This is a genomic window from Streptomyces sp. NPDC045955 (assembly GCF_056430805.1).
Genome location: NZ_JBWKKY010000007.1, coordinates 91,170 through 110,040, shown reverse-complemented (window position 1 = coordinate 110,040; position 18,871 = coordinate 91,170). Strand labels below are relative to the sequence as shown.

The 18,871-nt window shown below is 73.1% G+C and carries 15 protein-coding genes and 1 pseudogene; 12 read left to right on the top strand and 4 right to left on the bottom strand.

Annotated elements, in window-relative coordinates:
• Positions 1 to 11: 11 nt before the first annotated feature.
• Entirely contained in the window at positions 12 to 2,024 is a 2,013-nt protein-coding gene (locus AC07F0_RS16385) for a TerD family protein (protein WP_478979907.1), read from the top strand.
• A 193-nt stretch (positions 2,025 to 2,217) separates the two neighbouring features.
• Here the strand turns inward: AC07F0_RS16385 and AC07F0_RS16380 are convergent.
• Together AC07F0_RS16380 and AC07F0_RS16375 are read right to left on the bottom strand one after the other, a co-directional pair.
• Positions 2,218 to 3,456 (bottom strand): annotated as a pseudogene (locus AC07F0_RS16380) (PucR family transcriptional regulator); the annotation flags it as partial.
• A gap of 2 nt (positions 3,457 to 3,458) precedes the next feature.
• Positions 3,459 to 3,611, bottom strand: coding sequence for a hypothetical protein (locus tag AC07F0_RS16375; RefSeq protein ID WP_010042314.1), 153 nt, complete (start codon positions 3,609 to 3,611; stop codon positions 3,459 to 3,461).
• 216 nt (positions 3,612 to 3,827) lie between these two features.
• Between AC07F0_RS16375 and pgfA the strand changes: the two genes are divergently transcribed.
• The 10 genes from pgfA to AC07F0_RS16325 all read left to right on the top strand — a co-directional run bounded on the left by pgfA (position 3,828) and on the right by AC07F0_RS16325 (position 15,743).
• On the top strand, positions 3,828 to 4,823 hold the full coding sequence (pgfA, locus tag AC07F0_RS16370) for a cell envelope lipid trafficking protein PgfA (protein WP_478979381.1): 996 nt from the start codon (positions 3,828 to 3,830) through the stop codon (positions 4,821 to 4,823).
• 206 nt (positions 4,824 to 5,029) lie between these two features.
• Positions 5,030 to 6,181 (top strand): glycosyltransferase family 4 protein, encoded by a 1,152-nt coding sequence (locus AC07F0_RS16365; RefSeq protein ID WP_436729437.1) that lies wholly within the window; start codon positions 5,030 to 5,032, stop codon positions 6,179 to 6,181.
• Positions 6,182 to 6,192: 11 nt separating this feature from the next.
• Positions 6,193 to 6,933, top strand: coding sequence for a class I SAM-dependent methyltransferase (locus AC07F0_RS16360; protein WP_478979378.1), 741 nt, complete (start codon positions 6,193 to 6,195; stop codon positions 6,931 to 6,933).
• The gene (locus AC07F0_RS16355) at positions 6,930 to 11,105 is read left to right on the top strand and encodes an alpha-(1->3)-arabinofuranosyltransferase (RefSeq protein ID WP_478979905.1); all 4,176 of its coding nucleotides are present in this window, start codon (positions 6,930 to 6,932) and stop codon (positions 11,103 to 11,105) included. Before AC07F0_RS16360 ends, AC07F0_RS16355 begins: the two co-directional genes overlap by 4 nt.
• Complete coding sequence (locus AC07F0_RS16350; protein WP_478979375.1) at positions 11,102 to 12,463, top strand: condensation protein; 1,362 nt, start codon at positions 11,102 to 11,104, stop codon at positions 12,461 to 12,463. Before AC07F0_RS16355 ends, AC07F0_RS16350 begins: the two co-directional genes overlap by 4 nt.
• On the top strand, positions 12,460 to 13,206 hold the full coding sequence (locus AC07F0_RS16345; protein ID WP_478979372.1) for a class I SAM-dependent methyltransferase: 747 nt from the start codon (positions 12,460 to 12,462) through the stop codon (positions 13,204 to 13,206). Before AC07F0_RS16350 ends, AC07F0_RS16345 begins: the two co-directional genes overlap by 4 nt.
• A gap of 15 nt (positions 13,207 to 13,221) precedes the next feature.
• The gene (locus AC07F0_RS16340) at positions 13,222 to 14,127 is read left to right on the top strand and encodes a hypothetical protein (protein WP_478979903.1); all 906 of its coding nucleotides are present in this window, start codon (positions 13,222 to 13,224) and stop codon (positions 14,125 to 14,127) included.
• On the top strand, positions 14,124 to 14,345 hold the full coding sequence (locus tag AC07F0_RS16335) for a Trm112 family protein (RefSeq protein WP_478979369.1): 222 nt from the start codon (positions 14,124 to 14,126) through the stop codon (positions 14,343 to 14,345). The genes AC07F0_RS16340 and AC07F0_RS16335 overlap by 4 nt, the downstream gene beginning before the upstream one ends.
• Positions 14,342 to 15,169: an FkbM family methyltransferase gene (locus tag AC07F0_RS16330; RefSeq protein WP_478979366.1), complete on the top strand. Its 828-nt coding sequence runs from the start codon at positions 14,342 to 14,344 to the stop codon at positions 15,167 to 15,169. Before AC07F0_RS16335 ends, AC07F0_RS16330 begins: the two co-directional genes overlap by 4 nt.
• A complete protein-coding gene (locus AC07F0_RS16325; protein WP_478979363.1) occupies positions 15,135 to 15,743 on the top strand; it encodes a hypothetical protein in 609 nt (202 codons plus the stop codon). Before AC07F0_RS16330 ends, AC07F0_RS16325 begins: the two co-directional genes overlap by 35 nt.
• A 15-nt stretch (positions 15,744 to 15,758) precedes the next feature.
• On the opposite strand, the gene AC07F0_RS16320 is transcribed toward AC07F0_RS16325, so the two are convergent.
• Positions 15,759 to 16,628: an ATP-grasp domain-containing protein gene (locus AC07F0_RS16320; protein ID WP_478979360.1), complete on the bottom strand. Its 870-nt coding sequence runs from the start codon at positions 16,626 to 16,628 to the stop codon at positions 15,759 to 15,761.
• 146 nt (positions 16,629 to 16,774) lie between these two features.
• Between AC07F0_RS16320 and AC07F0_RS16315 the strand changes: the two genes are divergently transcribed.
• Complete coding sequence (locus tag AC07F0_RS16315) at positions 16,775 to 17,845, top strand: MerR family transcriptional regulator (protein ID WP_478979358.1); 1,071 nt, start codon at positions 16,775 to 16,777, stop codon at positions 17,843 to 17,845.
• 145 nt (positions 17,846 to 17,990) lie between these two features.
• On the opposite strand, the gene AC07F0_RS16310 is transcribed toward AC07F0_RS16315, so the two are convergent.
• Positions 17,991 to 18,698, bottom strand: a complete 708-nt coding sequence (locus AC07F0_RS16310; protein WP_478979355.1) for a FadR/GntR family transcriptional regulator — start codon at positions 18,696 to 18,698, stop codon at positions 17,991 to 17,993.
• Positions 18,699 to 18,871: the final 173 nt, after the last annotated feature.

Genomic DNA, 18,871 nt, shown 5'->3' with positions numbered 1-18,871 from the left:
CTGTGCGTGACATGACCATGGGCTCGAACGTGTCTCTGACGGCCCTGAGCGAGAACACCGGATCCGCGATCGTGAGCCTGGGCTGGTCCAGCCCGACCGGGGAGGGCGACGCCGACGTGTCCGTCCTGCTGCTGGGCGCGGACGGCAAGGTACGCAGCGACGCCGACTTCTACTTCTACAACAACCCGGTGGCCGCCGACGGCAGTGTGCAGCTCCTCGGCAAGGAGCCGACGGGGGACGGCAGCGAGGACCGGATCAGCTTCGACCTGACCGCGGTCCCGGCCGACGTGGAGCGGATCGTCGTGGCCGCGAGCCGGTACGAGGGGGCCCGCTTCGGCGAACTGCACGACCTGCGGGTGACACTGGCCGACGCCGTGGGCGAGAGCCTCCTCCGGTTCGTCATCGAGGACGCCGGTCCGGTGAGCGCGATCATCTTCGGTGAGCTCTACCGGCGCGGGGAGGAGTGGAAGTTCCGGGCTGTCGGGCAGGGCTACGAGAGCGGGCTGGCCGGGCTGGCGACGGACTTCGGCGTCGACATCGAGGACGACGAGGCGGAGTGCGCGGCGGCGGTCGCGGAGGAATCATCCACCGTCGTCTCTCCCGGCACCCAGCCGCAGCCGACACTTGAGGCCGTCCCGGCACCGCGCCCGCCGGCCGACGAGGAAGCCGCCCCGAAGAGGCGGACGGCCCGGCCCCGGACCGCGAAGAAGAGGGTCACGCCGCCCAGGGCGCCCGCGAAGAGCCTGGCGGAGAACGAGACCTGGAGGCCGGCGCGGCTCTTTCCGGTCTCGGCGCTCAAGGGCGACCGCGACCGGGAGATGCGCGCCACCTCGGTCCTGTTGTCGGTGATGGCCCAGGTACCCCGTTTCGGCAGGCGGATCACCGCCCCGTTCGGCGCGCCGTCCGGCCGCATGGAGACGTTCACCGAGGTCTCCCTGCCGCACGGTGACACGCCACGGCGCCCCGACGGAGTGATCCGCGTCGAGCGCGCCGGCAAGCTGTGGACGGCACTCGTCGAGACCAAGACCAACGGCAACGCCCTCAAGTCCGAGCAGGTCCAGGCCTACATGGACATCGCCGCCCGGCGCGGCTACGAGGCCGTGATCACGCTGTCGAACGACGTCGCGCTGGAGGGCAGCCCGCTGGTCGACGTCAAGGTCGACCGGCGGCGCAAGCACCAGGTGGCGCTCTGGCACCTGTCCTGGGCCGAAGTCGCCCATCAGGCCCAGATGCTGATCCGGCACGAGGGCGTCGGCAACGCGGCCCGCACCTGGCTGCTCCAGGACCTCCTGCACTACCTCCAGCACGACAACTCCGGCTGCCACGGCTTCCAGAACATGGGCTCGGCCTGGGTGCCGGTGCGCAACGGAATCGACGACGAGACCCTCTGCCAGGGCGACCCGCGCGCCTTGGAGGTGGTGGAGAGCTGGGAGCGGCTCATCCGTCAGGTGTGCCTGCGCCTGGGCGGCGAACTCGGGCAGAAAGTGCTGCCCGCCCAGCGCACCCGGCGCGGCACCGACCCCGGGACCCGCCGCGCCCGTCTGGCCGACCAGCTGTGCCTGGAGGGCAGGCTCCACGCGGAGTTGCGCGTCGAGGGCGCCCCCGGCCTGCTCACCGTCAGCGCCGACCTGCGCACCGCCAAGCTGCGTACGTCCGTGGAGATCGCCGCCCCCGAGCAGGGCTACCCCCTGACCTGGGTCAAGCGCCTGGTCCGCCAACTTGCCGAGGCACCGGCGGACCTGCACGTCGAAACCCTGGTGGACGGCCAGGCGGGCGGCCCCCGGGGCACGCTGGAGCGGCTCCGCCCGGAACCGGGGGACCTGCTGCCCAAGGACAGCGCCACCCGGATCACCGGTTTCCGCCTGTCTCTTTTCAAGGGCATGGGCAGTGGCCGGGGCAACGCGGAGTCCGGCTTCATCCGCAGCGTCGACGACGCCGTGCACCGCTTCTACACCTCGGTGGTGGTCCACCTGGACGCTCCCGTATCCGGGCGGGCTGCGGCGAAGGAGCGGGCCACGGTGTGACGGCGTGGTGGGGGGGGGGGGGGGGGGGGGGGGGGGGGGGGGGGGGGGGGGGGGGGGGGGGGGGGAGGGGAAGGGAGGGGGGGGGGGGGGGGGGTGGTGGTGGGGGTGTGTGTTGTTTTTTTTTTTTTCTTTTTTTTTTTTTTTTTTTTCCCCCCCCCCCCCCCCCCCCCCCCCCCCCCCCCCCCCCCCCCCCCCGCCCCCGCACCGCCCCCAGCTCCCCCCGCAGCCGCTGCGCGCGCAGGACCAGTTCCAGTTCGAAGCGGCGGTCGGGGTCGTCGATCTCGTCGCCCCACAGTTCCCGGATCTGGCGGAGCCGGTAGCGCACCGTCTGCGGGTGGACGCCGAGCCGGGCCGCGACCTCGGGGGCTCCGCCGCGGGTCTCCAGCCAGGCCAGGAGGGTTTCCGCGAGGCGACGGCCGTGGGTCGGGCCGCAGTGGGTCAGAGGGGCCAGGCATCTGCGGGCCAGGTCGTCGATGAGCTCCTCGGGCTGGAGGAGGACCAGCGCCTCGGTGTGCTCGGTGCAGTAGAGGACCTCCCCGCAGGGGAGCAGGTCCCGTTCCATGAGGCGTACCGCGGCCTCGGCCCAGCGCAGCGACTTCGCCGCGTCGGTGAGCGGGACCGGCGGGCCGATCGCGCCGGACCAGCCGGCCAGGGCCCGGTGCAGGAGTTCGGGGCGGCCTGCCGCGTCCGGGTCGGGCACGACCATGCGGGGTTGCTCGTACTCCATGTCGAGCAGCACCCCCTGCCCGACCGCGGGGGCCATGGCCTCCCGGGCGGGGCGCAGCAGGACACCGACCGCGACCTTCCCGGGTAAGGGCCAGCCGATCCGGGCGGCCCGTTCGGTCAGCGCCTCGGCGGGGTCGCCGCGGTGGTGTTCGGCCAGCAGGAGTTCCATCAGGCGGCGCTGGAGGCGCAGGCGTTCCCCGGCCTGGCGGGCCGCGGCCTCGGCGTAGCCGCGCACGGACTGGTCGACCAGGCCGTCCAGGTACTCGTAGCCCGCGTCGACGAGTTCGTACATCGCCGGGGGCGGGATCTCCACGCGCTGGCCGATGTCGGCGAAGCGGCGCCAGGCCAGGCGTACGCCCATGCGGTAGATGGCCTGGAGGGAGTCGAGCGAACGGCCGTTGAGGCCCTCGCCGCGGCCGAAGTCCTGGAAGACACCGGGCGGGACGCTGGGCCGGCCCTCGGAGTGCTCCAGGTGCTGCACGAAGACCTCGATGGCGCGCCGGATGCCGACCAGGGCCATGGGTTCGCCGGAGTCGTCGAGGACGACGGGCAGATGCGGGTACTCGCGCTGGATCTCGCAGAGGATCTCCTCGGCGAGGGCGGGCGCCTCGGCCATGGCGATCGCCGCGAACCGGCGCACCTGCAAGCGCGGTACGTCGTGCCAGGCCGAGCGAGACGTGACGGTTCCGGTGCGGGCGGCCGTCACCGTCAACTCCCCTGCCCGGCCTGCTCGTAGGTGATCAGGGGGGTGTTCGGCTGGTCGGGCGTGGCTTCGAGCAGCGCGACGACGCCCAGCGCGGCGCCCACGGCAAGGGCGGCGGCGAGCGCGACGGTCAGCGCGGCAGCGAGCAGTCTCGACATCGCAGGGTCAGCCTCTCTGTCCGGATTCGTCCGGAGATCGTCCGGAGGTCGTCCCCCACCCCGGCATCCCGTCCCTGCCCGTCGCGCCCAGTCTCGACAAGCATTGACACCCCGTCAAGAGCGGCCTACGGTTCCCGGCCCAGCCGCACACGCGCCGTTCCCCGCCGTGCCGGCCCTCTCGTACGTCGAGCCGTCCCAAGCCACTGGAGTGCCCGGATGCGCCGTACAACCTCTCCCTTTTCGCTGGTCCTGCTGGGTCTCGGCACGTTCCTGCTGGTGCTGGCGCCCCTGCTCGCCTGGTACGTCCAGCCGCGTGCCGCGGTGAACCCGATCGACATCGACACCACCGCCGTCTACACCGGCCGGGGCAGCGTCTTCGACACTGACCGGATCGAGACGGTCCCCGACCGGAAGATCACGGTGACCCAGCGGGTGCGGGGCGACGTCGAGGACAGCGAACGCAGCGGCAACGCCGTCTGGGACGTGACGACCACGGTCGACACGGACAAGTCGCTGCCGGCCGCCGACCCGCATGACGCCCTGGACTTCACGCCGCACCGCTGGGTGATGGACCGCAAGACCACCCGGCCCGTGCACTGCTGCGGGGAGAAGCCGTACATCGAGGGCGAGGCCTATCTGAAGTTCCCCTTCGACGTGCGGAAACGCTCGTACCAGTGGTGGGACAACACCCTCGGCGACACGGTCGTGCTGCGCTACCGCGGCACCGCGAAGGTCCAGGGCCACACCGGCTACAAGTTCACCGGCTCCGTGCCGCCGACCAGGACCGGCACGCGGATGGTGCCGGGCAGCCTCGTCGACCAGCCCGAGCGACCGCAGGTGCTGGCCGAGGAGTGGTACTCCAACCACGGCTTCGAGCTGGTCGTCGACCAGGCCACCGGCCGCGTGATCTACGCGCAGACCGGGCCCAGGCGGACGCTGCGGGCACCGGGCGGGAAGAAGGACGCGGCGGTACTGCTGGACAGCCGGAAGATCTCGTTCACGACCGCGACACAGAAGGAGGCCGTGCGGCAGGCGAAGCGGGACAGCGGTCAACTGCGCCTGGTGGGCACGACGTTGCCGATCGGGGCCGGTGTGGCGGGTGTGGTGCTCGCGGTGGTGGGTGGCGTTCTGGTGGCGCGTGGGCGGAAGGAGCCGGAGCAGCCCACTCCGTCCGAGACATCCGGTACGCCCCAGCCCACCCTCACGATGTGATGTGACGTCAGCTCCAACAAAGCCCGAAATTGTCACGCCGGTGAGTAGCCGTGGAGAACGTCCGGGCGAAAACTGTCCAACCCCACCCGAGCACATCCCGTCCACGCTCCCCACCCAGGAAGGGCTCAGGCCCCCCACAGCCAGACCCCCCAGAGCCACACCTTCCCCACGCTGAGTTCCGCACCCCGAGACGAGTTGGAGCACCCATGCCCCAGCACGTACCGTCCTCGCTGCGCGCCGCGTCCCCCAGCGCGGAGCAGCACCTTCCGGCGCTCCCCCCACATCCGCGCCGGATCGTCTTCCTCGCCCATCGCGATCTGGACAACCCGTCCGCCGGCGGCTCCGAGCTGCTGGTCGACAAGCTCGCCGACGGCCTGACCCGGCTCGGCCACCAGGTGACCCTGCTGTGCGGGGGCCCCGCGGCCTTCCGGGACTACCGGGTCGTGTCGGCGGGCGGCCCGTACGGGCACTATCTGCGCGCCCGGTCCGCCTTCGCCCGCCAGGTCGGTGACTGCGATCTGCTGGTCGAGGTGTGCAACGGCATGCCGTACCTGGCGCCGCTGTGGCACCCCGGGCCCACGCTGTGCCTGGTCAACCACGTCCACACCGACCTGTGGAAGATGCGCTTCGGCGGGCCGCTGGCGCCGGCCGCGCGGATCGGGCGAAGACTCGAGCACTGGGCGCTGACCGGGGCGCAGCAGCGGAGTCTGCTGGTCGCCGTGTCCTCCTCCACCGCGCACGCGCTGCGGGCGATCGGCGTGGAGCGGGACCGGATCCGGGTCGTGCACAACGGGGTCGAGGAGCCTGGGCCGCGGGCCGAGCGCTCCCCCGAACCGCTGTTCGTCGCCGTCGGCCGGCTCGTCGAGTACAAGCGGATCGATCTGCTGCTGCGGCTGTGGGAGCGGGTGCGGCCCGTCACCGGCGGGCGGCTGGTCATCGTCGGGGACGGCCCCGAGCGGGCACGGCTGGAACAACTCGCCGGTCCCGGCGTGGAGTTCACCGGATACGTGTCGGAGGCCGAGAAGCACCGGCTGCTGTGCGCGGCCTGGTTGCTGCTGCATCCCTCCGCCGTGGAGGGGTGGGGTCTGGTCGTGACGGAGGCCGCGGCGCGACAGACGCCGACCGTGGCGTTCGACGTGCCGGGGCTCAAGGACTCCGTCGTGGATGGGGAGACCGGGGTTCTGGCGCGCGGTGAGTCGTCGTTCGCGGCGGCGTGGTGTGCGCTCGGCCTGTCCGGGACGCGGCGGGAGTTGATGGGGAAGGCGGCCCGGGAACGGGCGGCGCAGTTCCGGTGGGACCGGACTGTGCGGCAGTTCCGTGTGGTTGCCGCGGAGGCGGTGAGGGGCTGGGCCCCGTGAGGCGGCGTGCGGTGGTTCGCCCGTATGAACGCGACCCCTCCTTTCGCAGATCGCTGGCCCTGTTCCGGGCGTTCCTCCACGAGCAGGACGATCCCGAGAGCTGTTACTCGCTGCTCGCCCGGGACGCCGCCGATCAGGTCGAGGCCTACGACGGTCCTGTTGCCGGGCGTACCGTCGTGGACGTCGGCGGCGGCAGCGGGTATTTCACCGAGGAGTTCCGCCGGCGCGGAGCGCAAGCGTTCCTCTTCGAACCGGACCTGGCCGAACTCGGCGAGAAACCACCCGACTCGGCCGTCGTCGCCGACGGCTACCTCCTGCCCCTCCGGGACGGTGTCGCGGACGTCACCTTCTCCTCGAACGTGCTGGAGCACGTGGCCGACCCGGAGACGTTCCTGAGCGAGCTGGCCCGGGTGACGCGGCCCGGCGGGCTGATCTACGTGTCGTTCACCAACTGGCTGTCGCCGTGGGGCGGGCACGAGTGGGCCCCGTGGCACTACTTCGGTGCCGAGCGGGCCCGGGCCCGCTATCTGCGGCGGACCGGCAGGCCCGCCAAGCACGCCCTCGGCGAGAACCTGTTCGCGGTGCACATCGGATCCACCCTGCGGCAGGTGCGTGCCCGGGACGACGTCACGGTCGTCTCGGCGCGCTCCCGCTACTGGCCGTTCCTCGCGGAGGCCGTCGTCAAGGCCCCCGTCATCCGCGAGTTCGCCACCTGGAACCTCCTCCTCATCCTGCGGCGGTGTCCTACATGACAACCACGGTCCAGGCTCCTCCACCGGCAGCCGTCCCCACCACCGCGACCGCGGCGGGTCCGCCCGAGGGCCCGCGGTCGCGGCGCTGGCTGCTGGGCTTCTGGGCCGTGGCGTTCGTGCTGTTCCTGGCCGTGCGGCCCGGGCGGCAGACCTTCGACACCAAGCTCGGTGTGACGGTCGACCCGGGTCAGTTCCTCGCCGACCTGGGGCAGTTGTGGCACGACCGGGCCGGGTTCGGCGGGATCCAGGACCAGTACGTCGGCTATCTGTGGCCGATGCTGCCGTTCTACTGGCTGTGCGACCTCGTACAGCTGCCGGTGTGGCTGGCGGAGCGGCTGTGGATGTCGCTGATCGTGTCCGTCGCCTTCTGGGGTGCGCTGCGGCTGGCCGAGCGGCTGCGGGTGGGCAGTGGTGCCTCCCGGCTGCTGGGGGCCGTGGCGTACGCGCTGTGGCCGGTGTTCACCACCGTGATCGGGTCGACGTCGGCCGCCGCGCTGCCCGGCGCGTTCCTGCCGTGGGTGCTGCTGCCGCTGACGAACGAGCGGTACGCCGCCCGGGTCGCGGCCCTGCGGTCGGCGCTGCTCGTGCCGTTCATGGGCGGCGTGAACGCCTCGGCGACCCTGGCGTCGCTGCTGCCGGTGGGGCTGTACCTGCTGTCCCGGCCGCCCGGGCCGCGGCAGCGCAAGCTGATCGCCTGGTGGGCTCCGGCCGTGCTCGTCGTGACGGCCTGGTGGTGGGTGCCGCTGCTGCTGCTCGGCGTCTACGGCGAGAACTTCCTCCCCTATATCGAGACGGCGCAGACGACGACGGACACCATGTCGGCGACCGAGGCGCTGCGCGGCGCCGGGAACTGGGTCGCCTATCTGCACTTCGGTGAGGCGTGGCTGCCCGCCGGGTGGGCCGTGGCCTCGTCGGTCGTCGTGATCGTGTGCTCGGCGCTCGCGGCCGGGCTCGGTCTCGCCGGGCTCGCCCGGCGGGACATGCCCGAGCGGCGGTGGCTCGTGCTGACGGCGCTCGCCGCGGCACTGGTGCTGCTCGCCGGGTACGGCGGCGCGTTCGGGGCGCCGTTCCACGGGGTCGTGCAGGGCTGGCTGGACGGCTGGCTGTCGCCGTTCCGGAACATCTACAAGTTCCAGACGGGCCTGGCGCTGGCGTTCGTGCTGGGCCTGGCCCATCTGGTGGGGGTGGCCGCCGAGCCGCGCGGGGCCCGCCCGGTGCGCGGCCGGCGCTTCGCCCCGCTGGTCGCGTCGGTGCTGATCCTGCCGGGGCTGCTGTGGCCGTACCTCAACGGCTCGATCCTCAACCCGGGTTCCTTCCAGAAGCTCCCCGCCTACTGGCAGGCCACGGCCGACTGGCTGGAGAAGTACTCGCCCGACTCGCGCGCCCTGGTCGTCCCGGCGACCGCGCACGGCATCTACACCTGGGGCTCGCCCATCGACCAGCCGCTCGACGTGCTCGCCGAGTCGCGGTGGGCGCAGCGCGATTACGTCCCGTTCGGCACGCCCGGCAACCGGCGTGCGATGGACGCCGTCGAGCAGGCGCTGATGTCCGGTGCCGAAGTGCCGGGGCTGGCCGACTACTTGAGCCGGGCAGGGCTGTTCTACGTCGTCGTACGCAATGATCTCGACCCGGACCAGATCGGCCATGTGCCGACCACCACCGTCAAGCGCACCCTCGAACAGTCAGGGTACGAGCGGGTGACGGGGCTGGGGCCGGTGATGACCGGAGGGCGGCTCGCGCACGACGCCCCGCTCCAGGTCGAGGGGCTGTACCCGCGGCAGCGGGCGGTGGAGATCTACCGGCCGGCCGGGCAGGACGTGGTCCGGCCCGGGCAGGCGGGACTCATGCCGGTCTCCGACACGGCCGTCGTGTCCGGCGGCCCGGAGGCGCTGCTGCCGCTGGCGTCCCGGCTACGCGGCCGGGCGACCGTCCTGACCGGCGACAACCACCCGGGGCTCGGCACCCCGGCGGTGCAGGTGGTGGGCGACGGGATGCGGCGCGCCGACACCCGGTTCGGCGTGGTCAACGCCGGTACGTCGTACACGTACACGCGCGACGAGCGCAACGCGCCCGACGCCCAGCAGGACCCGGGCGAGAAGCCGCGCCAGATCCTGCCGGCCGAGGGCACCGACCACCAGACGGTGGCCGAACTGCGCGGCGCCCGCTCGGTGACGGCCTCCTCGTACGGCAACTGGCTGTTCCACCTGCCGCAGTACGACCCGGTGAACGCCTTCGACGGCAACCCGGACACGGCGTGGACGGAGGGCGCGCCCGACACACCGGACGGGCAGTGGCTGCGCATCGGCTTCACCGGCTCCTACGACATGCCGTCCTCCTTCAAGGTCACGCCGCTGCCGCAGGAGAGCGTGCGGGCGGCGGCGACGAAGGTGCGCGTGGAGACGGAGAAGGGCGAGCGGACGAGCTTCCTGCGGCCGAACGGCACGGCGCAGCGCGTCAGGGCGCCCGAGGGCGGCACCCGGTGGATGAAGCTGACGATCGTGGACTCGGTGGAGCGCCGGGCCGGGCTCACCGGCGCGGGCTTCTCCGAGATCGACCTGCCGGACGTGCGGGTGACACGGCTGCTGCGGCTCCCGGCGGACGCGGCCGACGCGACCGCGGACGCCACGGTCGTCTCCCTGCACCGGGCCTCCGACCCGACCGGCCTCTCCGCGACCGGCACCGAGGCCGGTCTGCACCGCCGCTTCACGACACCGGCCGCCGGGACGTACGAGGTGAAGGCGAGCGCGGTGCCGGTGCCGGGCGAGGAGCTCGACGAGCTGCTGTACGAGGTGGCCCCCGAGCAGCAGTCCCGGATCGTCGCCACCGCCGACTCCACGGCGCGCCTCGGCGCGGGCCTCACGGCCCGCAACCTCACCGACGGCGATCTGACGACGGCGTGGATCGCGGGAGACCGGCCGACGATCCACCTGCGCTGGGACGGCAAGCAGCCGGTCGGCGAACTGGTCCTGGCCCCCGCGGGCGGCCTGTCCACCCGCGCCTCCCAGGTGCACATCAGCTCCCCGGACGGCGCGACGATCGCCGGCGTCGACGAGAACGGCTGGGTCCGCTTCCCGCCGATCACCACGGACCGGCTCGACATCACGATCTCCGAGACGGCCCCGCTGACCCTGCACAACCCGGTCGCCGACGAGGATCTGCGGCTCCCGGTGGGCCTCACGGAGGCGTACATCCCCTCCCTCGACCAGTACCGCACCCCGCAGCCGGACGGAACCCGGAAGTTCTCGCTCCCGTGCGGCAAGGGGCCCGACGTGGCACTGGACGGCGAGCTGTACCGGACGGGTGCGAAGGGCACCGTGCGTGACCTGGTGGAACGGCGGCCCGTCGAGGTGACGCTCTGTCAGCAGGACAGGAAGGACGCCGAGGTGGAGCTGGCCTCGGGCGACCACCGGCTGGAGGGCGGCGACGCCGGCCCGCTGGCGCTGACGGACGTCACCCTGACCCGCGGGACCGTCCCGGAGGCCGCCGCGGCCGGGCGTGAGCTGCGGGTCCGGGACTGGCTGGGCGACCGGCGCGAGGTGTCGGTCGGCTCCGGCGCGGCCTCGTACCTGACGACGTACGAGAACTTCAACGACGGCTGGAAGGCCACCCTGAACGGCAAGGAGCTCACCCCGCTGCGGCTGGACGGCTGGCAGCAGGGCTGGCGGATCCCGGCCGGCGCGGGCGGCACGGTCAAGCTGTCGTACGAGCCGGCCACCACGTACGACGCCGGGCTGATCGGCAGCGGCGCCGGCATCGCGGTGCTGCTGGGCCTGGCCCTCTGGCGCCGCCGCGCCCCCAACCCCGACGCACCGCAGCCGGCCCCGCCGCTGCCCGGCCTGTGGCTCGGCACGGTGGCGCTGACGCTGGTCGGGGCCGTGATCGCGGGCTGGCTGGCGCTGCTGGTCCCGGCGCTGGCGCTGCTCGCGGCCCGGCGGCACGCGCTGCTGGTGCCGATCGCTTTCGCGGCACTGGCGGGAGCGGGCATCGCTGCCGCGTTCGGGGCCGGGGAGCCGGTGGGCGCGGGCGCGGGAGCGTTCGGCCGTACGGCCCAACTGCTGGCGCTGATCGGCCTGTTCGCGGGCCTGGTGAGTCTGCGGGAGGGGCCCTCCCCGGAGGCACCGACGCAGCAGCTGCCCAGGACCACGGACACGGGGAAGGGCGAGCCCGTATGACGACACCGGTACGCATCCCGTTCCCGGTGGTGGACGAGGTGTCCCGGCACTGCCTCCAGGAGGAGGAACCGGAGACGGTCCACATCGAGGTCCACCTTCCCGGCCCGGTCGACCGGACCCGTCTGCGCAAGGCGTTCACGGAGGCCCTGCACCGGCACCCGCGGATCCTGATGCGGGAGGCGAAAGGGCCGTGGTACCGGCGGCGCTACGAGTGGGAGCTGACGGGCGAACCGGACACGGAGGTGGTGACCTTCACGCCGGCGGGCCCGAGGGCCTTGCAGGACGCGAGGACCCGGGCCCTTACGGAGTCCCCACCGCTGTCCATGTCGCCGCCGATACGCCTTGAGGTAGTTGGCTTAGCTGCGGGCAGTCGTGCCGCTGGGGCGGCACGGGTGGGCGCAGCGGCACCCGGCCGGCGCCGGCGCGCGACCCCACCCGCCCTGGACACCAACGCCGGCACCGCACAAGGCACAGTCCTGTTCCTCACCATCAACCACACCGCCCTCGACGGCCCAGCCTGCCTCCGAATCCTGGCCACCGCCGCAGAGCTCTATGGAGGCCAGGACAACTCTCCCGCAGCACCCCCCACCCGTACACCCCAAGCCCTCCAAGAACCCCCGGACGCCCCGACCACCTGGTCACCCCCCGCGAGGGTCGCGCCCGGCACCCCCGACCCCTCCCCCGGCAACGGCATGCTGGTGACGGAGCTCCCCCTCCCTCACCGCCCCAAGGGCTCCCCCTACACCGTCAACGACCAGCTCATGGTCACCACGGCCCTGACCATCGCCCACTGGAACGGGGAGCACGGCGCACGCCCCCGCCCACTCCGCATCACGATGCCCGTGGACGACCGCCCCCGGGACACGACGATGCCCATCGGCAACGGCACCCGCCTGGTGGAAGTCCCTTTCTCCCCGGCCGAGTTGGACCACCCGGACATGCCGGCCCTCCTCCGGCGCACGGCGGAGCGGACCCGCGCCCTGAAGTCCCTGCCCCGCCCCCAACTGGGCCACGGCGCCGCCCTCCTCACCGCCCCCTGGGCCCCGGTCGCCGCCCGCGCCGCCCTCACCCGCGCCCTGCGCCGCGCCGCCGCGCCCTGGACGTCGACGACCCTGCTCAGCAACATCGGCCGTATCCCCTACCCCCTGGACTTCGGCGGGGAGACGGGCCGCGCGCACGCGGTGTGGTTCTCGGCGCCGGCCCGGATGCCGCGCGGTCTCACCGTGACCACCGCCTCCACCGCCGGCCGCCTCCACCTGGCCCTGCGCTGGTCCCGGGCCCTGCTCAGCCACGGCGACGGCGCCCACCTCCGCGACCTGTTCGAGCACTATCTGCACACCACGGAGGTGACCCCGTGACGCCGACGACCTCCACCACCGCCCGCCCGCCCCGCGACCTGCGGGACTTCTACGAGAACCCGGCCGTCCCCGTCGCCTCCGGCACCCCGCGCAGCCTGCGCCAGGCCCGCATGCTGGCCGGGGCGCTCGGCCCGGCGGGCCGAAAGCCGCAGACGATCCTCGACATCGGCTGCGGCGACGGCACCGCCGCCGCCACCGCCGCCCCGCTCCTGCCCGGCCACCGCGTCATCGGCGTCGACTGGTCCCAGGACGCCCTCAGGCGCGCCCGCACCCGCATCCCGTACGCGGTCCGCGGTGAACTCACCGGTGGCGGGCTGCCGTTCGCGCCGGAGTCGGCCGACGCCGTGCTGTTCAGCGAGGTGATCGAGCATCTCGTCGACCCGGACGCGGCGCTCGACGAGATCCGCCGGATCCTGCGGCCCGGCGGGCATCTGATGCTGTCCACGCCGAACTTGGCCGCCTGGTACAACCGCGCCCTGCTGCTCGCCGGCGTCCAGCCGGTCTTCTCGGAGGTCAGCCTGCGCGGCATCCACGGCCGCCCCGGCCGGGAGGTCGTAGGACATCTGCGCCTCTACACCGCCCGCGCGCTACGGGAGTTCGTCGCCGCGTCCGGGTTCGCCGTCGTACGGCTCGAAGGCGCTCCCTTCCACGGTGTGCCGCGCCCGCTGCGGCCGCTGGACCGGCTGGCCTGTGCGCGGCCGCAGCTCGCGTCGATCCTGCTGCTGCACGCCAGGAGGACGTAGCCCATGTGGTGGGGAGTGGCCGCGGCCCTGCTGGCGAACACCCTGTACAGCCTGGGCTTCGTGCTGGAGAAACGGGCGCTCACCGCGCTGCCCGAGGTGACGATCCGGCAGCCGGCCCGGCTGTTGCGCCTCGTCCTCGGCAGCCCCCTGTGGATCGGCGGCTCCCTCGCCCTCGCCGCCGGTTTCGGCGCCCAGCTCGTCGTGTACCGCACGCTCCCGATCGCCGCCGCGCAGGGCATCTTCGTCTCCGGCCTGGTGCTGCTCGTGCTGCTGTCGGCCCGGCTGCTCGGGGAGGAGACGAGCGGCCGGGAGCGGTACGCGCTGGCCGCGATCCTGCTCGCGCTGCTGATGGTGGTGCTGTCGCTGCGCGAGGGCTCGGACACCGTCAGCCAGGAGGCGCCGTACCCGTTGATCCTGCTGGTGTGCGTGCCGTCGCTGGCGGCCGGGCTGTGGCTGTACGGCTCCGCCGAGCGGCGTGCCCGCAACCGGCACCGGCGGCCGACGACCGGCGTCGAGTACGGGGTGGCCGTGGGGCTGCTGTACGGCGTCAGTTCGCTGGCCATCAAGGGCGTGTCGAGCCATCTGACGACCAGCGGGATCGGCGGCGCGGTGCTGGACCTGCTGAGCTCCCCGTATCCGTATCTGCTGCTGTTCACGGGCGTGTTCGGCCTGGTGATGTCGCAGGCGGCGCTCCAGCGCTGCCGGGCCTCGCTGATCGTGCCGGTGTGCACGACCGTGACGTCCCTGTTCACGGCGGTGCTCGGCACGCTGTCGTTCGGCGAGGCCCTGCCGGACGAGCCGCTGCGGCTCGCGCTGCGGGTGGCGGGCACGGCCCTGGCGGTCGCCGTGCTGCTGACCATGCCGAAACACGACCCCGCTCCCCAACCCCCCGCACCAGCCAAGGAGTTGGCATCCCCATGAAGCCCGACGACCCGCTGCTGAAGATTCTGGCGTGCCCGCTGGACAAGGGCCCGCTGCATCTGCTGTCCGAGGAGGCCGGGCAGGAGGGGGCGCTGTACAACCCGCGTCTGCGCCGCCGCTATCCGATCGTCGATGGCATTCCGCAGTTGCTGCCGTCCTCGGGCGAGCAGGTGTCGGACGACGAGCACGAGGAACTTCTCCAGAGGATGACCCCATGACCAGTCTGGCCGCCCGGCTCGCTCCCCTCCTGCCCGCCCGCGTGGTGGCCGCGACGGCCCGGGCGCTCTACCCCCGGTTCGAACCGGAGCTGGCCCGGCTCGCCGAGCTGTGCCCGCCGGGCTGCGGTACGGCGGTGGACGTCGGTGGCTGGTACGGGCCCTGGACGCACCGGCTGTCCGGCGTGGCCGAGCACGTGGTGACGATCGAACCGGTGCCTCATCTGGCCCGTCTGCTGACCGCCGCCGTCCCGCCGAACGTGCGGGTGATCCGTGCGGCGGCCTCGGACCGGCCGGGCATCGCCCGCCTGTGGCTGCCGTCGGACGACTCGGGCGACCGGGGCGTGTCGTCGCTGGTCCGGCGCGACATCCACGGCCGGGCGCTGGACGTCCCGTGCGTCACGCTGGACGAGCTGGGGCTGCGCGACGTCGGCTTCATCAAGATCGACGTGGACGGCAACGAGCCGGCGGTCCTGCGCGGCGCGACGGGTCTGCTGGCCCGCGACCGGCCCGCCCTGTTCGTGGAGCTGGAGTGCCGCATCCAGCCGATCGCCCCGGTGGTGACCTACCTGAACCTGCTGGGCTACGACGGCTGGGTCCTGCCCGGCGACAGCTGGGTGCCGCTGGCGAAGTTCCCCCTGGAGGAGCACCAGGCGGACGCCTCCTACGTCGTCTCGCACGGCCTGCTGCGCCGCGTCCTGCCGTACGACGCCCTGCGGGGCCCGCGCTACGTCAACTCGGTGCTCTTCCTGCCGGACGGCCGCCGCCCGGGCACCGCGCCGGTGGGCGACGATGGTTCCCATGCCCTCCGGAAAGCGCCCCGCTAGCCCCTTCACACCGCTCGACTTCCAGCTGGTGCTGCTGCGCCGCATGGCCGACCACAACCCCGGCCCGGTGGAGGACGCCCGGCGCGAGCTGGGGGCCTCCCTCGCGGACATGCGCGAGGCCAACAAGCGCTGGCAGGCGATGGTCCGCTCCCCGCGTTCCCGCTCACCCCTGTCCCGGTACCGCTCGGTGCTGGGTGAACCCGAGTCCCGTACGCCCCGCCGGATCGGCGACCTGGACTGCGAGGCCTGGCTCTGGCCCGTGCCGCTCTGGCCCGACCTGCGCTTCGAGGTGCTGACGGCCCCGAACGGCACGGTGTGGAACGAGTGGCTGGTCCGCGCCCCGGGCGCCGAGGGACCCGAGCTGGGCACGCTCGACGATCTCACCCCCTGGTCCTGCACGGTCGACGAGGCGGCCCGCGCCTTCGCCCCGGCCCGCCCCCTGGAGGGCACGGCCCCAACCCGCTGGGGCCTGGCGTTCACCGCGCCGGACGCGCAGGGTGTGCGGTGGGAGGTCGTCGCGGAGTTCACCTGGGGGCTGTTGCAGCGGGTGACCGTCACCGGCCGTCAGGGCTGAGATCTGGGCGCGTGATCAGCCGGCGGCGGCCAGGACTGCCTCGACCACCCTCGGCACGGAGTCCGGGTGCAGCCACAGGAACAGGTTCGGCTCGATCAGCTCCAGCTCCATCACGCACGGCTGCCCGTCCGGCCCGGTGACGAGGTCCACGCGCGCGTACAGCAGGTCCTGCTGCCCGGGGACGGCGGCCAGTGCCCGCCCGGCGACGTCGAGTTCGGCGGCGGTCGGCTCCCAGGGTTCGAGGTCGGGGTGGGCGACCTTGTCGGCGTCGTACGGTGTGCCCGGCGCGAGGACCGCGCCCTTGCGGCTGGCGTGCAGCAGGCGTCCGCCGAAGAACTGCAGGGCCCGCTCGCCGGCGGAGTCGATGCTGCGCATGTACGGCTGCACCATCGCCGTGAAGCCCTCGGCGTGCATCCGCTTGAGCTGTCGTACGGCCGTTTCGTGCTCGTCGTGGGTGTAGCGGGCCGCGAAACGGGCGCCGGCGCCCGAGGTGGGCTTGACGACGTACTCCTGGTGGTCAGGGAGGTCGGCGGGCTCGCCGGGCGCTATGTACCGGGTGGGGACGACGGGCACGCCGGCAGCCGCCAGATCCCCGAGGTACCGCTTGTCCGTGTTCCACCGCACGACCGCGGGCGGGTTGGCGAGCCGTGTCAGCGTTCCGCACCGCTCCACCCACGCCGCGAACTCCTGCGCCCGCCAGCTGTAGTCCCAGGTCGACCGGATCACGGCGAGGTCGTACCCGCCCCAGTCGGCGCCGGGGGCGTCCCACGGCACAGCGACCGCCTCCGCACCGGCGTCCCGCAGTGCCCGTACCAGCATGGGAAGGTCCTGGTCCTTGCTGGGCTCAGGACCGGAGTCGTAGGTGACGAGTGCGACACGGGGCACAAAGGGCTCCCTCTTCGTGCGATCGGATGATCGACCGCAGGCTAACAACCCCCGCCGGAACCGGAACAGCCCGCTTGACCTTCACCTTCGGTGAGACCCCAGCATCGGGGGCGGAACCGGAGGGAGGTGGCGAGGTGCACCGGGACATGCTGACGATCGGCGCGTTCGCGAAGGCGTGCCGGCTCTCGCCGAAGGCGCTGCGCCTGTACGACGAGTTGGACCTGCTGCGGCCCGCCCGGGTGGACCCGGACACCGGGTACCGGTACTACGCGGCCGGGCAGCTGGAGCAGGCCCGGCTGGTGGCGTGGCTGCGACGGCTGGGCATGCCGCTGGCCGAGATCCGCCAGGTGTGCCGGCTCCACGACCGCGACGCCACGGCCGCCGCCCGCGAGATCCGCGCCTACTGGGCGCGTGTCGAGGCGGAGACGGCGGTACGGCGGGACCTCGCCGCGTTCCTGGTCGCTCACCTGACAGCGGACTCGGACGAGTCCGGAGAGGACACCGCCATGCTGGAACTGCGTTACTCGGCCCACTCGGACACCGGTCGCGTCCGACCCGCCAACCAGGACACCGCGTACGCGGGCACCCGGCTGCTCGCCGTCGCCGACGGCTTCGGACCGGCGGGCGCGCCCGCGAGCAGCGCCGCCGTGGAGGCACTGCGCTTCCTGGACACGGACGAGATCCCCGCCGGCGGCGTCCTCAACCTCCTGGAGGACGCCGTGCGGGACGCTGCCCAGGCCGTCCGGGACGTGGCCGACGGCGCCGACGGCATCGGCACGACCCTGACCGCCCTGCTGTGGACCGGCTCGCGGCTGGCCCTGGTGCACATCGGCGACTCCCGCGCCTATCTGCTGCGCGACGGCGAACTGTTCCTCATCACCCACGACCACACGGTCGTCCAGTCGATGATCGACGAGGGGCGCCTGACGCCCGAGGAGGCCGTCTCCCACCCCCAGCGGGCCTTCCTCCTCAAGGCCCTGACGGGCGACGGCACGCCCACGATCCCGGACCTCCGCCTGCACGACGCCCGCCCGGACGACCGCTATCTGCTGTGCTCCGACGGCCTGTCGAGCGTGGTCCCCGAGGACCGGATCCGGGAACTCCTCACCCCGCCCACCGCCCCCGACGAGACCGTCCGGGCCCTGGTCACGGCGGCGAACGAGGCCGGCGGCCCGGACAACGTCAGCTGTGTCGTGGCGGACGTCGTGGCGGCGTGACCCGGACGGCCCAGGACCACGGGCCGTGCACCGCCCCGGCCGATCTACCGGGCGAGGACACCGATCACAGGAAGATTTCGCCCCGGCGGCACCGGCGGCTTGTGGCGCCCGGTGCCGCCGGGGCCGCCTGACAGCGCGGCCCGCGCTACGCCTCCTCCCCCGGCTCCCAGTCCAGCAACCGCACCTTCGCCACCGTACGGACGTGGCGCCGCATGGCCGTGGCCGCCCGGCGGGGCTGCTGTGCGGCGATCGCGTCGAGGATGGCCTGGTGCTGGGAGAGGGAGCGGGACGGGCGGCCGGGCTGACGGAGGGACTCGGTGCGGCTCTCGGCGATCTGCTCGGTGATGGAGCGCATGAACTCCGCGAGCAGAGCGCTGTGGGCCGCCGCCGTCACGGCCGCGTGGAACAGCCGGTCGCCCTCCACGCCGTGACCGCCCGCCGCGATCTCCTGCGACATGTGCGCGAGCGCCGAGCGCATCGCGGCCAGGTCCTCCTCCGAACGCCGCTCCGCGGCCAGTTCGGCGAGCTTCGTCTCCAGCGCCTCCCGGGCCTCCAGGACGTCGGGCAGGCGCCGGCGGCGTTCCACCATCCGCTCGACCGGCTCGGTGTCGAGGCTGTCCCGCACGAGGTACGTGCCGCCCCCGTGCCGGGCCTCCACCAGGCCCTGGACCTCCAGCACCACGATCGCCTGCTTCACCGAGGCGCGGCTCACCCCGAGCCGCTGGGCCAGATCCCGCTCGGGCGGCAGCCGGTCGCCGGCGCGCAGGCCGCCCTCGGCGACGTACTGACGCAGCCGCTCCAGCACCTGTTCGTAGAGGCGCTGTTTGGCCATGGGGCGCAGGGCGTCGGTCATGGTGTCCCCCTCTCGCCGGGAGCGTAACACCGGCCCCTTTCAGTGGCCGAGTGGCTGAACCAATTCTTGCGTACCCCCTTGACGGACGCCCGGGCCACACCCACGCTGTTCAGCCAACGCACCTCAAGTGGTTCAGCCACTCGGCCACTCTCCTGGGTGCTCCCAGCCGCTCC

Bases quoted from the DNA above. Each gene is read 5' to 3' on its own strand.
- AC07F0_RS16385 (WP_478979907.1), top strand. From the start codon at position 12: ATGACCATGGGCTCGAACGTGTCTCTGACGGCCCTGAGCGAGAACACC.
- AC07F0_RS16375 (WP_010042314.1), bottom strand. From the start codon at position 3,611: ATGTCGAGACTGCTCGCTGCCGCGCTGACCGTCGCGCTCGCCGCCGCC.
- pgfA (WP_478979381.1), top strand. From the start codon at position 3,828: ATGCGCCGTACAACCTCTCCCTTTTCGCTGGTCCTGCTGGGTCTCGGC.
- AC07F0_RS16365 (WP_436729437.1), top strand. From the start codon at position 5,030: ATGCCCCAGCACGTACCGTCCTCGCTGCGCGCCGCGTCCCCCAGCGCG.
- AC07F0_RS16355 (WP_478979905.1), top strand. From the start codon at position 6,930: ATGACAACCACGGTCCAGGCTCCTCCACCGGCAGCCGTCCCCACCACC.
- AC07F0_RS16350 (WP_478979375.1), top strand. From the start codon at position 11,102: ATGACGACACCGGTACGCATCCCGTTCCCGGTGGTGGACGAGGTGTCC.
- AC07F0_RS16335 (WP_478979369.1), top strand. From the start codon at position 14,124: ATGAAGCCCGACGACCCGCTGCTGAAGATTCTGGCGTGCCCGCTGGAC.
- AC07F0_RS16330 (WP_478979366.1), top strand. From the start codon at position 14,342: ATGACCAGTCTGGCCGCCCGGCTCGCTCCCCTCCTGCCCGCCCGCGTG.
- AC07F0_RS16325 (WP_478979363.1), top strand. From the start codon at position 15,135: ATGGTTCCCATGCCCTCCGGAAAGCGCCCCGCTAGCCCCTTCACACCG.
- AC07F0_RS16315 (WP_478979358.1), top strand. From the start codon at position 16,775: ATGCTGACGATCGGCGCGTTCGCGAAGGCGTGCCGGCTCTCGCCGAAG.
- AC07F0_RS16310 (WP_478979355.1), bottom strand. From the start codon at position 18,698: ATGACCGACGCCCTGCGCCCCATGGCCAAACAGCGCCTCTACGAACAG.